Below are 14,923 nucleotides of genomic sequence, written 5' to 3'. Positions count from 1 at the left end.
TTAAAGGGTTACGCGCGGCCAATGACCGGCAAAGCCTGTTTTCTGATGACGGCTTTTGCCTTCTGGCCTTTTTCAATGTTCCCTTTGTCATCCAGCCAGACGATGGCGCCGGTCGGGCACCGCTGAATACTGACCTTGGAGGCCAGGGAATTCTTGCTGTAATCAATGATTGCCAGGTTGTCCCTGACCGTTATCAAGCCTTCGGGGGAATCGTTGGCGCAGCGCTCACAGGCGGTGCAAGCCACTTCGCATTCGGTTTCTGCTTCATTGCCATGGTGAAGATTTTTGCAGGCCACCCACAATTGATGGCTAATGGGGTGCAGTTCAAACAGTTGTTTGGGGCAGACATCGACGCAATCGCCGCAAGCGGTGCATTTGGTGATGTCGACGACCGGCAGGCCATTTTTATCCATGCTGATTGCGCCGAATTCGCAGACATCCTTGCAATCGCCCATGCCGAGACAACCCCAGGCGCAGCCTTTGCCGCCGCCGCCCACCATCGCCGCGCCCCGGCAGGATTGCAGGCCGGAATATTGCGCGCGCATGTAGGCGACATGGTTGCCGCCCGCGCAGGCCAGCCGCGCCACCCGCTTTTCCTGGTTGCCGAGGTCGACGCCGAGGAAATTGGCGATGGCAGCATTATTTTCCGGCGCATTGACCGTGCATTGGGCAGGGCTGACTGCACCGGCAATCAGCTTTTCGGCGAAGACGCGGCAACCGGCTTCCCCGCAAGCGCCGCAATTGGCATGTGGAAGGGCGGAATCCACTTCGTCAATACGCGGGTCTTCGTAAACAAACAGAAACTTATTGGCGATAGCCAGCAATATAGCCAGGGTTACCCCTAAGGCGAGCATGTAGCCCAGCGCCACGCCCATATCGGCAGTAAAGAGAGCATTTACCACGGTGAAAGTCCTGCGATCCTAATATGACATTCACGTTACTAAGAATGGTGCGGCGCAATAATGACATGGATCAAACTTTTATATTGCGTCGCACAACAAAAAGAGATATGGGCATAGCCGAAAAGGGATAGAACGAAGATATTCCATGCACCACAGAGATGCATCACATATTGCGAATTATCAATGCCTTGAAGATAAACCCATAATAACAGTCAGATATAAGCACGGAAACAGGGCGAAACGGAAGGGGAGTCACAGGCGCGCGGCAGGGCAGGAGACCGACGACGGCAAAGGCGTCAATTTTGAAGGCGTGGTCATTACGCAGACGCTGTACGACCACTATATCAGACTGTCGAAATAGCTGTAGCGATAACGCTCCCCCAACAACAGCGCCTGCTCAATTGTCCGGGTCGTCACGGTCGTGACCTGAAAATTGCCTTGCAGCTCCTAGATGACCTTCAGGGTGTCCGGGTAAGCCTGTTGTTGCTTGCGGCGCAACACATTGCTGACTTCGTTCAATACCTGCGTGCTGATCCACGCATCCGGCTCCTGGGCGCATTGCAGGGCAAGAGCCGCCTTTTCCGGCTCATCTTCGGAATACAGGTAAATCAGCACAAGGTCATTCCAATCCCTGGCTTTGCAGGTATTCGTCGTAGGCGCCACGGTAGTCAACAATCACGCCATTGCCTTTCACGTCGAAAATGCGGGTGGCGAGCGAGCTGACGAACTCGCGGTCATGCGACACGAACAGCAGCGTGCCGTCGTAGCGGTCAAGCGCGCCGTTGAGCGATTCGATGGATTCCATGTCCAAGTGGTTGGTCGGTTCGTCCATCAGCATGACGTTGGTGCGGGAAAGCATCATGCGCCCGAAGATCATGCGGCCTTTCTCGCCACCGGACAGCACTTTCACCGGCTTTTTCACCGTGTCGCCACCGAACAGCAGACGGCCCAGCGTGCCGCGAATCTGGGTTTCGGCGTCTTCGCCTTCGTAGCCTTCCTTGCGCACGTAGTCGGCGATCCAGTCGGTCAGCGGCTTGTCGCTCTTGAATTCGTCCTCGTGATCTTGGTCGTAGGTGCAGAAACGGGCTTTTTCCGCCCATTTAATGCCGCCTTTCTGCGGTGCCAGCTTGCCTTCCAGCAGCTTGAGCAGGGTGGTTTTGCCGACACCGTTTTCGCCGATGATGGCGATCTTCTCACCTGCCTCGACCGTGAAGCTGAAGTGGCGGATCAGGGTCTTTTCCATGTTCTCGTAGGCGAAGGTGAGGTCTTCCACTTCCACCGCGAAACGGTGCAGGCGCTCTTTCTCGTCGTATTCAAAGCGAATCCACGGATACTGGCGGCTGGACGGCTTCACGTCTTCCGGCTTGAGTTTTTCGATCAGCTTGCGGCGGCTGGTGGCCTGCTTGGCCTTGGATTTGTTGGCGGAGAAACGGCGCACGAAATCCTGCAATTCGGCAATGCGCTCCTTGGCCTTGGCGTTGGCGTTGGCCTGCCGCTCACGCGCCTGGGTGGCGGCCTCCATGAAATCGTCGTAGTTGCCGGGGTACACCTGAATCTTGCCGTAATCGAGGTCGGCGGTATGGGTGCAGACCTGGTTCAGGAAGTGGCGGTCATGCGAAATGATGATCATGGTGGAATCGCGGTTGTTGAGCGTTTCCTCCAGCCAGCGGATGGTGTTGATGTCGAGGTTGTTGGTCGGCTCGTCGAGCAGCAGGATGTCGGGGTTGGCGAACAGCGCCTGGCACAACAGCACGCGCAGTTTCCAGCCGGGCGCAACCTGGCTCATCGGGCCGCTGTGTTGTTCAGTGGGGATGCCGACCGCCAACAACAGTTCACCGGCGCGCGCTTCGGCGGTGTAGCCGTCCATTTCCGCGAACTGGCCTTCCAGTTCCGCCGCGCGCATATAATCGTCTTCAGTCGCCTCCGGATTCATGTAGATGGCGTCTTTTTCAGCCATCACTTTCCACATTTCCTCATGCCCCATCAGCACCACATCCAGCACCCGCTGGTCTTCGTAGGCGAACTGGTCTTGGCGCAGGTAGGCCATGCGTTCGTTCGGGTCTTTGGAAACATTGCCGTGGGTCGGGTCTTGCAAACCACACAGGATTTTCATGAAGGTGGACTTGCCCGCGCCATTGGCCCCGATCAGGCCGTAGCGGTTGCCGTCGCCGAATTTGACGGAAACATTGTCGAACAGCGGCTTGGCGCCGAATTGCATGGTGATATTGGCAGCGACTAACATGGTCAATCCTTGGGCGAATCTGGGGCTAAAATCAAAGAGTGCGTACTTTAGCATTTTCTGGATTACTGAACCATGCTTCGCAGGGTTTCATTCCCACGTATAATCTGTGCCCTGAATAACCAAACGCGGGGCCAACCTATGCAGTACCTGACCATTCCCGTAACCGCTTTCGAACAAAATTGCAGTCTTGTCTGGTGCGAGGAAACCAGCGAGTGCGCTTTTGTCGACCCAGGCGGCGATGCCGACAAGCTGATCGCCGCCGTCGCCCAATATGGCCTGAAACCCGTCGGCGTTTTTCTCACCCACGGCCACCTGGATCACGTCGGCGCGACGCTGGCGTTGGCCGGGCATTACCAAATCCCCATTTCCGGCCCGCACACCGCTGACCAATACTGGCTGGACGCCTTGCCGCTCCAAGCCAGACAGTTTGGGCTGCCGCATTGTGACGCCTTCGTTCCCGGCCATTGGCTACAGGAAGGCGACGCCCTGCATTTTGGCAAGCAAACGCTGGAGGTGTTGCATACGCCAGGCCACACGCCAGGCCATGTGGTGTTTGTCCACCGGCAGGCGGGCGTGGTGTTCGCAGGGGATGTGCTGTTCAACGGTTCAATCGGCCGCAGCGATTTTCCAGGCGGGAACCATCGCCAACTGATTGACTCTATAAAGACTAAGTTGTGGCCATTGGGTGATGATATAATTGTCATTCCTGGTCATGGGCCCAACACAACCATCGGCAAGGAGCGCCATTACAACCCCTTTATTCCCTGATATGAGGACAATAAAGTGCGCAACGTTTCCATCCTGAGCCTCGCGCTGCTGTGTACAGCGTGCGGCGGCGGCTCATCTTCCGACACAAATGAAGCCCCAACGCCCACTACAACGACCCTGACTGATCCGCCCGATATGACAGGCATGCTGGATATACATAACCAGGAGCGGGCTTTGGTCGGTTCCATCCCTTTAATTTGGTCGGAACAGCTGGCTGAATACGCAAAAAGCTGGGCCGATCACCTTGCCAATACGGGCTGCCAATTAACGCACCGCACTTCAGCCGAAGACACCCTGAACACGGGTGAAAACATTGCGTGGTACAGCAATTATGGTGGGGCTATCCAGGCAATCGATTCAGCTCGCCCGGCGCAGGCCTGGGCTGCGGAGAAAACGGACTATACGTATGCAACGGACACCTGCGCCGCTGGAAAGCCTTGCGGGCATTACACACAAATGGTCTGGAGCACAACGCTCAATATCGGCTGCGCCCGCACAGTTTGTTCAGATAACAGCCAAATATGGGTATGCAACTATAGCCCGCCAGGAAACTACATTGGAATAAAGCCATACTGACCCACATAGCCCTCTTTTCCGGCTACAATAGGGAGTTTTGCAACCAAACAAGGACGCCCCATGCCGCAAGTGGATATTGCCGCCGTCAAAGATTACCTACTGGCCTTGCAGGATGACATTTGCAGTCAATTGGCGGCTGAAGATGGCGGCGCGGGCTTTGCAGAAGATGCGTGGGAACGCCCCGGCGGCGGTGGCGGACGCACCCGCGTAATCAGCAATGGTGCCGTGTTTGAGCAAGGCGGCGTCAATTTCTCCCATGTGTTTGGCGATAAATTGCCGCCATCCGCGACAGCGCAACGCCCGGAACTGGCCGGACGCAGTTTCCAGGCCCTAGGAGTATCGCTGGTTATTCACCCGCATAACCCGATGGTTCCCACCTCCCATGCCAATGTGCGTTTTTTCATCGCGGAAAAACCCGGTGAAGAGCCGGTCTGGTGGTTCGGCGGCGGCTTTGACCTGACCCCCTACTACGGTTTTGAGGAAGATTGCGTTGCTTGGCACCGCGCGGCAAAAGCCGCCTGCGACCCATTCGGGGAGGGTGTGTACGCCCGTTACAAGCAGTGGTGTGATGATTATTTCTTCCTCAAGCACCGTAACGAACCGCGCGGCATTGGTGGCCTGTTCTTCGACGACCTGAATGAATGGGGATTCGACAAAAGCTTTGCATTCCTGCGCAGTGTCGGCGATAGCTACATCCAAGCTTACCGCCCCATTGTCAGCGCCCACAAAAACCTGCCTTTCACCGAAACACAACGTGACTTCCAGCTTTACCGCCGGGGCCGTTACGTGGAATTCAACCTGGTGTATGACCGAGGCACCTTATTTGGCCTGCAATCCGGCGGCCGCACCGAATCCATCCTGATGTCCCTGCCCCCACTGGTCAAATGGCGTTATAACTGGCTGCCTGCCGCTGGCAGCGAGGAAGCTAGGCTTTACACCGATTTCCTGCGCCCCCGTGATTGGCTGACAGAAAATGCCTGAACCTTACCAGGTTTTTTCGCCCGGCTGTGGCTTATGGCCGGAAAGCTTATAGAATTTCCACCCTAGGTAGCCCAGGAAACCTAAAATGAAGACGATGGTAAACACGGACATAAACACAATGCCTTGAGCGCTAGAGAAAAAGTGTGCCATTTATACTGCTCCTTACGAAAAACTGCGGCTATCGTAAAGGCAGGAAGCGCTAATCTCTTTGAGCAAAATCAAAACGTTGCCGCATCTCCAAGTTTTCTTGCTTCAAGTCAAATTTTTGCAGAAATGAGTTAATAGGCTGACAACACTCGCTCCGCATTGATCAGGCCATAGCCGTAATCGCTATCCCTTCCCGGCTGGCCTAAGTCAGTCGCAGTAAAGTTGAGCCACTCAGGATTGAACGCCGGGTTCAGCGATTTCATCAAGGCGATCAAACCACTGACATGGGCAGCCGCCATCGAAGTGCCGCTAGCGGTGCGAAAAGAATCACGCGGCGCAGTCGTTAAAACGCTGACGCCAGGTGCAGCAAGATCAATGTAATCACCCCGGTTCGCCCGGCTAAAGACATTTTCCGTCTGATCCACCGCAGTCACGGCAATAACGCCAGGCAACGCCGCCGGGTAAGCTGGTTGCGCCCCAGGCCCGCCATTGCCAGCGGAAGCAACCACCACAATGCCTTTTTGCACAGCAGCCTCCACCATTCTGTCCACCAGTGGGTCTGAATGCCCCTCAAAACTCAGGTTCAGCACTTGCACATTCTTTTGCATGGCTATTTCCAAAGCTTTGGCGATCAGGCCTGAATTGCTGCGGCGTTCATCCGGATTGTTCGGGTTGGTGCTGAAAGCGCTGATGGCGACCAATAGCGCATCCGGAGCAATGCCAATAAGCGAATTTCGGCTGATCAAGATACCCGCCACTTCCGTGCCATGCAGACGATTAAGCGCATCGCCTTGGGGAACCAAGTCAATGCGGTCAATGGTGGAATGTAATGCGGCATGGTCAATGTCGATTGGTGTGTCGATCATACCAATGATCACCCCACCACCCGCAGTACGTTGACGGGCCGCGCCCACTCCCGTCAACCCCAAAGGCCAGATAGGCATACCACCGGTCTGGATTGCCGCAGTAGTGAAAAAGTTGCTGGTATTGGCATCCACTTCCTTTTCATTATGCTTGATCGCCTTAACCACATCATACGGATCCTGCCCATTGGTGGCCGCTGTAATCATGGTCGTGTTAATAGAATCTAAGTTGTCACTGCGTTTAGCCCGCAATTTGTATTTTTTCAATACAGCATCGGCTATTTCCGATGGCTTTTGGCTATTATAGGTGATCAACATTTCGTCTTTTTCATAATTCACTGGACGAAACTGATAAGTGGCGACGCAAATATTTTCGTTAATTTGGCATGCTCCTGAATCTTCAGCAGTACCTAAAACTTTATATTTGATGGGAGCACCACTACAGGCCACAAGCAGTAATGATAAAATAGACGGGATAAAAAAATAATGAAGAGATTGCATGGTATATCCGGGCTACTGAATTGCGGGTAACAGTATAACGAGACCATGAAGAAAAAGCAGGCAGGAATTAGAACTCCCGTCCGACGAAACCAACCAACACCTGATTCTGTCGGATTTGCTGCAAAATTGACTCCGATCGCTGGTCAGAAGAAGGCACATCCTTGATTTCAATCCTGAACAGGTTACTTGCATCCGGGCCATCCACAATATGGGCGTTCCATTGCTTCAGAAAATCCCGCACTTCACGCATTCGGGCAGACTCATTGAAGCTTATCAGCAGGATCATTCCGCTAACCATTGGCACTTTTGCTTTCTTATCAACGGTATCCACTGCGCTCGCAGTAATATAAACATTACTTTGTGGGTCGAAGTATGAATGGGCAAACCAACCAATCAAACCAGCTTGCGCCAGTAACAATACAGCAAAGACAGCTCTCGCCGACATCAACCAACTGCCTTGCGGCAACAAGCTGCACCAAAGCTCCCGCCAAGCAAAAGCTGCCTTTTTTCTATTCGCCTGCCTTATCGCTTGCTCCGGAAACGTGTTTTTCTTCGTCTGCTCCTCACGCTCAATACGCTTCATCAACTTATCCAAGCGCTGCTGGGTCGTATCAACCGCAGTTAACTGCAAAAGGCTGCTATTGGAGCGAATCATATCCACCATTTTAAGTTCGCGGAGATATTCCTCTTTTAACTCAGCATTCTGCTCCAGCATGCTTTCCACCAGTTTACGCTCTGGTTCGCTCAATTTTCCGGTAATGTACCAAGGAAGAAGGAGATGCGCCTCTTCGACAGGACTACCACTTGGATATAGGCTCATAATTAATTGCTTTCCTGACTGTATCAAAGGTCAAATCCGACTATTCCTGCTTTTTCCAGCAATTGTGCCAATCGCTTGCGAGCATAAAACATTCGGGTTTTGACTGTGTTTTCGGAAATATCCAGAATTTCGGCAACTTCCTTGACTGATTTGTCCTCAAAATAAGTTAGCCTGATAACCTCTCGATGCTCATCCGTAAGTTGATCCATCAGTCGCAACAACTGCTGTTTCATGTCATCCAATGCCAATACCTCATGAGGGTTGGCGGCAGGGTCAATCATGGCGTCCAATATCGACTCATCTTCCAACGTCAGCTCCGAGGTTTTGCGTAACCACGACACAACCTTGTTGCGGGCGATAGAATAAATCCATGTCGAAACCTTGGATCTGCCTGCAAAATTTTCTGCTGACCGCCAAACATCAAACATAGCCTCATCCACAAGATCAGCAGCCTGAGCAATATCATCCCGCAATACACGAGAGCAATATTTCACCAACCTGGGTTGGTAACGTAAATACAAATGGCTGAACGCTTGCTGGTCTCCGCTGCTGATGAGTTCCATCAACACTTCATCACTGCGCTTGCCTACTACTTCCGCTTGCTGCTTGCTGCTTGGTGAATGGCCTTTCATCGTGTAAGTCGCTCTTGTTGGCTGTTTGGTTCTAAATTTCACTCGATTAACAAACAAAAAAGTTTAAATGACAATTTTTGCAGTTTTGTTTGAACCGACACGCTGGTGGCAGCGACTTAATCAGCACACTACACACTCAACTAGTAATTCTTAAAAGTTATAATACTCCCTCGCAAGTCTGGCGGATCTTCGGATCCGCCTTTTTTTAGTTACGAATCATTGACATCACCACATCATCATTAACTTATAGAGTATACAGTTTTTATCTAAATAAGATTGTGTATCACTTTCAATTTTAAGATTTTTTACCTTTTGAAACCAGGATTTTTATGTATCATGGTCGGCGCTACATTGACACAATTTATAGTTAAAAAGCGGCGCAAACATGTAGGACGCACCAACCATCAGCCAGGTACGCCACGCGGTCACTACCTAGCGGCCTTTGATCCGCTGAATAGTTCATCCACAATATGGATATGAATGTACCCATTGACACTATTTTTTCCATCATCAAAACGCCTGAAGGCGTGGAAATCCCGACTGGTGCTGATTTCATTCAGCCTGACGTCAAACACATAGCCACTAGGCTGAAATGGCAAGCGGCGCTTATTTATTCGAAGCCAATCCGAGGGGCTGCCATGCTGAACAAATAATCAGCATGGCAGCCACCGCCAATAAGCGCCGCGCATTATGGGAATCCAGTCAACCGGGTTAGCCCAACATGTGTTGGTGTGATGGGATCACGGAATAGGAGGCATTGGTGACGGAATATCACGACGCCGCCTGATTCTGCAGTGTTGACGGGATGAATAGATATTAACCAACCCCTAAAGCTTTTCGGCATAGGAAACCGTATACGCCGCACCCTGCTTCAGCTTGTCGAAATTGCCGAAAACCTCTTTCAGATTGCGCTTCATGTATTCCCGCAACCCATTGATGGTGACAAGGTAAACACGCCCCCCCGGCTTAAGGCGCTGTTTCATGTCGTGCAGCAGGATGCTCATCATTTCCTTGCCGACTTTCGCCGGGATATTGGACGCGATCACATCAAAGCGCAAATCCCTGTCAATATGCTGGAAGCCATTACTGAGCATAGCCCTGGCGTTCGGCAACCGGTTCAGGGCGGCGTTGCGGTTGGCGTATTCCACCGCCATGAAATCTTTGTCCACCATCAGCGTCTGGCCTTGAGGGGCCAATTTCGCCATTGCCAGACCAATCGGCCCGTAGCCGCAACCCAGGTCGAAACAGTCGTCAGCCGGATTGATTTTCAGGTATTTCAGCAGCAACGCCGTCCCCTCGTCGATTTCACGCGGGGAAAAAATTCCCCAGGTCGACAGGAAGGTGAAATGCTGCCCGCAAAGCTCTGCCTCCAAACGGAGGTCTTCGCGCAATTTATCAGTGTAGGGGATATCTGCCATTACAATAACGCCGGAGCCATGCCTTTTGCGAACAGGAAAGTATAGATGAACGCCGCCAGCCCCAATAGCCACAGCACAATGGCGATGGGTTTGTCCAGGCCCGGCTTCAATGCGATCACACCCAGCACCACATACACGATCAGGCCAATGGATTTGATGATCACAAAGGCATCAACACCATGGGTTGTGCTGAAAAACGCCAGCCACAAGCCAGTCCCCAGCAGGAGCAACATGGAAAGCGAAGCGCCCGCCAGCACCGCCTTGCCCATTACCGCCTGGCTGTTGGCCAACATCCAGAAGCCCCTGAGCAGGTAAATGGCGACAGACAACAACGCGACGATGGCGTGTAACTTAAGCAAGAGGGTGTGTGCTTCCACGTGGCGCATCCTTATTGCAATTGTTGAAAAATCCGTTCGGCTTCGGTAGTGGCGGCACTGACACTTTCCGCCAGTGTGCAGTAATGGCCCATTTTGCGGCCAGGTCGGGCATCGCGCTTGCCGTACAAGTGTAGTTTGGTGTTGGCGCTTTGCAGCAACGCCAGCCAATCCGGTTGCATGCCATGCCAGACATCGCCCAGCAAATTGACCATCACCACCGGGGAAAGCAGGTGGGTGTCGCCAAATGGCAACTCACACACCATGCGCACCTGCTGTTCAAACTGTGAGGTCAGGCAAGCGTCCAGGGTGTAATGCCCGCTGTTGTGGGTGCGCGGGGCCATTTCGTTGACCAGCAATTCGCCTTGCTTGGTGACGAAGAACTCCACCGCCATCACGCCGATGAAATCCAGCCGCCCCGCCATGCGGGTGGCGGCAGCCTGAGCCGCTTCCGCCAGTTGCGCATCAATCCGTGCAGGAACGATGGTCTGGTGCAGGATGCCATTGCGGTGCTCGTTCTCCGCCACCGGGTAACAACGCGCCTCGCCGCCGACACTGCGGGCCAGGATCACGGAAATTTCGCGCGCCAACTCCACCCGTTGCTCCAGCACGCAATCCACCCCGCCCAATTTGGTGAAGGCGGCCTCCGCTTCTGCTACGGATTTGACCGTCGCCTGCCCCTTGCCGTCATAACCGAAACGCGCGGTTTTGAGGATGGCCGGGTAATGGAAGGAACCTTCTGCTGCGGCAATATCCTCCAGCTTGCGGATGGCGGCGAATGGCGCTGGCGATAAGCCGCAGGAACGCACGAATTCCTTTTCCACAATCCGGTCCTGGGCCATTTGCACCGCTGCGGCGGATGGCCGCACCGGGCAGTATTGGGCAAGAAACTCCAGCGTGGACGCCGGTATGTTTTCAAACTCGGTGGTGACGACGTCACAGGTTTCGCCAAACATCGCCAGCGCGGCCTTGTTGTCGTAAGCGGCGGTAATGTGGTCATCGGCAAGCTGGCCAGCGGGGCTATGTGGATCAGGCTCCAGCACGATGACGCGGTAGCCGAGCGTGCGGGCGGCCACTGTAAACATGCGGCCAAGCTGCCCGCCCCCGAGCATGCCGATAGTTGATCCGGGAAGTAGAGTCATAAAATAGAATGGGTCAAGACGTTGGGGGTAACTTCATGTTCAGGGCGTGCTGGCGCTGTTCCTCACGGAATTGCGTCAGTTTTTCCAGTAGCGGCGGGTCTTCGTTCGCCAGCAACGCCACAACAAACAACGCAGCGTTGGCGGCGCCCGCCTCACCAATGGCAAAGGTCGCAACCGGCACGCCTTTGGGCATTTGCACGATGGAATACAGGGAATCGATCCCATTCAGCGCGCGGCTCGTCACCGGCACGCCCAACACCGGAACCGTTGTTTTCGCCGCCAGCATCCCGGGCAGGTGCGCCGCGCCGCCAGCTCCGGCAATAATGCACTTCAGGCCGCGCTCACGGGCGGTTTCCGCGTATTCAAACAGTAAATCTGGTGTACGGTGAGCAGAAACGACGCGGTATTCGTGAGCAACGCCGAACTTTTCCAGCTGCTCAACGGCTTTGGCCATGACAGGCCAATCGCTGTTGCTGCCCATGACAACCCCCACGACCGGCTGGACGGGTTGAGTCATGATGCTACCCTTGTTTGCTACAAAATCTGATATTATACCGTGGTCTATACTTTCGCACTAACTAACAGTCACCAATGAACACAACCGGCACTCCTGCAACCGTTTTCGAGACGCACGTTTCCTCCCTTCCCCTGCTCGCGCGCGGCAAAGTCCGCGACATTTATGCCGTCGATGAGCAGCACATGCTGATCGTCACGACTGACCGCCTGTCGGCTTTCGATGTCATTATGCCCACGCCGATCCCGCAGAAGGGCGTCATCCTCACCCAGGTCGCCAACTTTTGGTTTGGCTTGCTGGAAGAGGTGATCCCCAACCACCTGAGCGGCAAAACCCTGGACGGACTGCCCTTGAGCGCGGAAGAAAAGGCTGGACTGCAAGGCCGCAGCATTATCGTCAAACGCTTGCAACCATTGCCGGTGGAAGCGATCGTGCGCGGCTACCTGATCGGCTCCGGCTGGAAGGATTACCTGCAAACCGGCGCGGTGTGCGGCATCACGTTGCCTGCCGGGCTGCGGATGGCGGATCGCCTGCCCGAACCGATTTTCACCCCATCCACCAAGGCCGAAGTCGGCACACACGACATCAACATCAGCTTCGGGCAAATGCAGCAGCAGATCGGCGCGGAACTGGCCGAACAGGTGCGCAGCGTCAGCCTGGAGCTGTATAACCGTGCCGCCGCATACGCCCTTAAGCGCGGCATCATCATTGCCGACACCAAGTTCGAGTTCGGGCTGGATGCGGATGGCAACTTGGTGTTGATCGACGAAATCCTGACCCCGGACTCTTCCCGTTTCTGGCCAGCCGATCAATATAAACCGGGCATTAGTCCGCCATCCTTTGACAAACAATTCGTCAGGGATTATTTAGAGACCCTGGACTGGGGGAAAACAGCTCCAGGGCCAGAATTACCTGCGGACATCGTCGACAAAACAGCGGCAAAGTACCGCGAAGTGGCGGATCGGCTTACCCAATAATTAGGAACATAACATGCGTACATTGATCACGGGGGCGGCGGGTTTCATCGGCATGCATCTTGCCCTGAAACTGCTGGAACGCGGCGACGAAGTCGTCGGCATCGACAATTTCAACGACTATTACGATGTCAGCCTGAAAGAGCGCCGTTTGCAGCGCATCATCGATGCTGACAAGCAGGGCAGGTTCACGTTTATCCGTCTTGACCTTGCTGACCGTGACGGCATGGCGAAACTGTTTGCGGCGGAAAATCTGGATGCCGTCGTCAATCTGGCCGCCCAAGCCGGGGTGCGCTATTCCATCGAAAATCCGCTGGCTTATGTGGACAGCAACCTGGTTGGTTTCGCCCATGTGCTGGAAGGCTGCCGCCATCACGGCGTAAAACATCTGGTGTACGCATCCTCCAGTTCCGTGTATGGCGCGAACGAATCCATGCCGTTTTCCGTGCATGACAATGTGGATCACCCGCTGTCGCTGTACGCCGCCTCCAAGAAGGCCAACGAGCTGATGGCGCACACCTATTCGCACCTGTACGGCCTGCCGACCACCGGCCTACGTTTCTTTACCGTGTATGGCCCCTGGGGCCGGCCGGACATGGCACTGTTCAAGTTCACCAAGGCGATGCTGGCGGGACAACCCATCGACGTCTTCAACTATGGCAAGCACCGCCGTGACTTCACCTATGTCGACGACATTGTGGAAGGTGTCATCCGCACCCTAGACCACACCGCTGCGCCCAACCCGGACTGGAACGGCACCAATCCCGACCCAGGCACCAGCAAGGCACCCTGGCGGGTCTACAATATCGGCAACCAAAATCCGGTCGAGCTGATGGACTACATCGGCGCGATTGAACAGGAACTGGGCGTCAAGGCCGAGATGAACCTGCTGCCGCTGCAACCGGGCGATGTGCCCGACACCTATGCGGATGTGGAAGCACTGGTGCAGGATGTCGGTTACCGCCCAGCCACCCCAGTGGGGGAAGGCGTGCGCCGCTTCATCCAGTGGTACCGGGAATATTATCAGGTCTAAAACCGGCAGGAGGGGCTTGAATATGCCAAGCAGTCAACACATGCGCCTGTTCAATCGCTGGCTGGAACATGCGCCGGATTACGTCAGTTTCGGACTGGTCATACTCTGCGGTTTCCTGCTGGCGCATTTGACATGGATGCTGTTTCCTGCCGAACCGCGTCCGGCGCTGACGGAATCAACAGCCCCTGCCTCCTCCCTCCCGGCCTCGCCGACCCAAAGCCTGGGCGATAAAATCGCCGGTTACCACCTGTTTGGCAATTACCAGCCCGATGCAGGCAAACCCGTTGCAACCAATATCCAACCCACCCAATTGGCGCTTAAGCTGCAAGGCATATATGCCCCTTCCCGCCAAAAGGGCTATGCCGTCATTGAGGAGAACGGCCAACAAAACATCTATGCAATTGGTGAAAATATCGGCAACTCCAACGCACAACTGGAGCAGATACTGGCCGATCATGTGCTATTGCGGCGTAATGGCTTGCTGGAAAAACTGGACTTGCCCAAACCCGAACGCAGTGGCGGAGGCGGTGACGCCCCTCCCGGCGGCTTCATGGATAGCAGCAGCGGGGGCGAAGCGGATTACATCGCATCCACCGACACCTCACCGCCGGACAGCATGCCGCCCCCGGATATGGTCAACCCCGATTCCGCTGGCGCAGTCCCGCCCCCCTTATCCGCCATGGAAACGCAGGAACCCCCTCCAGGGTCACCTGACGGCAACAACCTGAACGAATTTCGCCAATCCGTATTGAACAACAATGCACGGCTGCTGGAAGTCGCCAGCCCACAACCGTATGAACGTGACGGCAAATTCCTCGGTTTTCAACTGAACCCAGGCAGCAACGTCGGCTTGTTCAACCAGTTGGGTTTGCAGGCGGGCGACATCGTGACCTCCATCAACGGCACAACCCTGGACAGCCCCGCCATCGCCATGAAGCTGTTGCAGGATGCCTCAACCTCCCCCCAAGTCAACTTGAACATCACCCGCAACGGCCAGGCAATCAGCCTGCCCATCAATTTCCAGCAATAGCCGTGC

At 54.6% G+C, this 14,923-nt stretch carries 16 protein-coding genes; 6 read left to right on the top strand and 10 right to left on the bottom strand.

The features are described 5' to 3' along the window. Positions 1-8: 8 nt before the first annotated feature. The 3 genes from VSS37_RS21170 to VSS37_RS21160 all read right to left on the bottom strand — a co-directional run bounded on the left by VSS37_RS21170 (position 9) and on the right by VSS37_RS21160 (position 3,144). A complete protein-coding gene (locus VSS37_RS21170; RefSeq protein ID WP_324698471.1) occupies positions 9-902 on the bottom strand; it encodes an RnfABCDGE type electron transport complex subunit B in 894 nt (297 codons plus the stop codon). Between the two features lie 447 nt (positions 903-1,349). After that, complete coding sequence (locus VSS37_RS21165; protein WP_324698470.1) at positions 1,350-1,517, bottom strand: PIN domain-containing protein; 168 nt, start codon at positions 1,515-1,517, stop codon at positions 1,350-1,352. Between the two features lie 4 nt (positions 1,518-1,521). Beyond that, entirely contained in the window at positions 1,522-3,144 is a 1,623-nt protein-coding gene (locus VSS37_RS21160; RefSeq protein WP_324698468.1) for an ABC-F family ATPase, read from the bottom strand. 138 nt (positions 3,145-3,282) lie between these two features. Here VSS37_RS21160 and VSS37_RS21155 point away from each other — a divergent pair, with 138 nt between their 5' ends. From VSS37_RS21155 to hemF, 3 genes are all read left to right on the top strand, one after another. After that, a complete protein-coding gene (locus VSS37_RS21155; RefSeq protein WP_324698466.1) occupies positions 3,283-3,912 on the top strand; it encodes an MBL fold metallo-hydrolase in 630 nt (209 codons plus the stop codon). 135 nt (positions 3,913-4,047) lie between these two features. Further along, positions 4,048-4,488 (top strand): CAP domain-containing protein, encoded by a 441-nt coding sequence (locus VSS37_RS21150; protein WP_324698465.1) that lies wholly within the window; start codon positions 4,048-4,050, stop codon positions 4,486-4,488. Between the two features lie 60 nt (positions 4,489-4,548). Continuing rightward, complete coding sequence (gene hemF, locus VSS37_RS21145; protein ID WP_324698463.1) at positions 4,549-5,469, top strand: oxygen-dependent coproporphyrinogen oxidase; 921 nt, start codon at positions 4,549-4,551, stop codon at positions 5,467-5,469. 278 nt (positions 5,470-5,747) lie between these two features. Here the strand turns inward: hemF and VSS37_RS21140 are convergent, their stop codons facing one another. The 7 genes from VSS37_RS21140 to purE form a co-directional block, all read right to left on the bottom strand. Beyond that, positions 5,748-6,980, bottom strand: coding sequence for a S8 family serine peptidase (locus VSS37_RS21140; protein ID WP_324698462.1), 1,233 nt, complete (start codon positions 6,978-6,980; stop codon positions 5,748-5,750). A 67-nt stretch (positions 6,981-7,047) separates the two neighbouring features. Further along, a complete protein-coding gene (locus VSS37_RS21135) occupies positions 7,048-7,800 on the bottom strand; it encodes a hypothetical protein (RefSeq protein ID WP_324698461.1) in 753 nt (250 codons plus the stop codon). A gap of 23 nt (positions 7,801-7,823) precedes the next feature. After that, positions 7,824-8,432, bottom strand: coding sequence for a sigma-70 family RNA polymerase sigma factor (locus VSS37_RS21130; RefSeq protein ID WP_324698459.1), 609 nt, complete (start codon positions 8,430-8,432; stop codon positions 7,824-7,826). Between the two features lie 827 nt (positions 8,433-9,259). Continuing rightward, positions 9,260-9,850: a class I SAM-dependent methyltransferase gene (locus VSS37_RS21125; RefSeq protein WP_324698458.1), complete on the bottom strand. Its 591-nt coding sequence runs from the start codon at positions 9,848-9,850 to the stop codon at positions 9,260-9,262. Then, positions 9,850-10,227 carry a SirB2 family protein gene (locus VSS37_RS21120; RefSeq protein WP_324698457.1) on the bottom strand — a complete coding sequence of 126 codons (378 nt, stop codon included), beginning with the start codon at positions 10,225-10,227 and terminating at the stop codon, positions 9,850-9,852. The genes VSS37_RS21125 and VSS37_RS21120 overlap by 1 nt, the downstream gene beginning before the upstream one ends. Before the next feature lie 11 nt (positions 10,228-10,238). Beyond that, complete coding sequence (locus VSS37_RS21115; protein WP_324698455.1) at positions 10,239-11,366, bottom strand: 5-(carboxyamino)imidazole ribonucleotide synthase; 1,128 nt, start codon at positions 11,364-11,366, stop codon at positions 10,239-10,241. Positions 11,367-11,379: 13 nt separating this feature from the next. Further along, positions 11,380-11,883 carry a 5-(carboxyamino)imidazole ribonucleotide mutase gene (gene purE, locus VSS37_RS21110; RefSeq protein ID WP_324698453.1) on the bottom strand — a complete coding sequence of 168 codons (504 nt, stop codon included), beginning with the start codon at positions 11,881-11,883 and terminating at the stop codon, positions 11,380-11,382. 74 nt (positions 11,884-11,957) lie between these two features. Between purE and VSS37_RS21105 the strand changes: the two genes are divergently transcribed. Genes VSS37_RS21105 through gspC form a run of 3 tightly spaced genes read left to right on the top strand, consistent with a single transcriptional unit; the run spans position 11,958 to position 14,917 of the window. Then, complete coding sequence (locus tag VSS37_RS21105; protein WP_324698451.1) at positions 11,958-12,857, top strand: phosphoribosylaminoimidazolesuccinocarboxamide synthase; 900 nt, start codon at positions 11,958-11,960, stop codon at positions 12,855-12,857. Positions 12,858-12,870: 13 nt separating this feature from the next. After that, positions 12,871-13,887: an NAD-dependent epimerase gene (locus VSS37_RS21100; protein WP_324698450.1), complete on the top strand. Its 1,017-nt coding sequence runs from the start codon at positions 12,871-12,873 to the stop codon at positions 13,885-13,887. 22 nt (positions 13,888-13,909) lie between these two features. Beyond that, the gene (gene gspC / locus VSS37_RS21095; RefSeq protein WP_324698449.1) at positions 13,910-14,917 is read left to right on the top strand and encodes a type II secretion system protein GspC; all 1,008 of its coding nucleotides are present in this window, start codon (positions 13,910-13,912) and stop codon (positions 14,915-14,917) included. The last annotated feature ends 6 nt before the right edge of the window (positions 14,918-14,923 follow it).

The sequence above is a fragment of the Candidatus Thiothrix phosphatis genome, from assembly GCF_035668035.1.
In the GTDB taxonomy this organism is placed as follows: domain Bacteria; phylum Pseudomonadota; class Gammaproteobacteria; order Thiotrichales; family Thiotrichaceae; genus Thiothrix; species Thiothrix phosphatis.
Note: the sequence above shows the minus strand (reverse complement) of the source record. Positions and strands in the feature narration are given on the sequence as shown.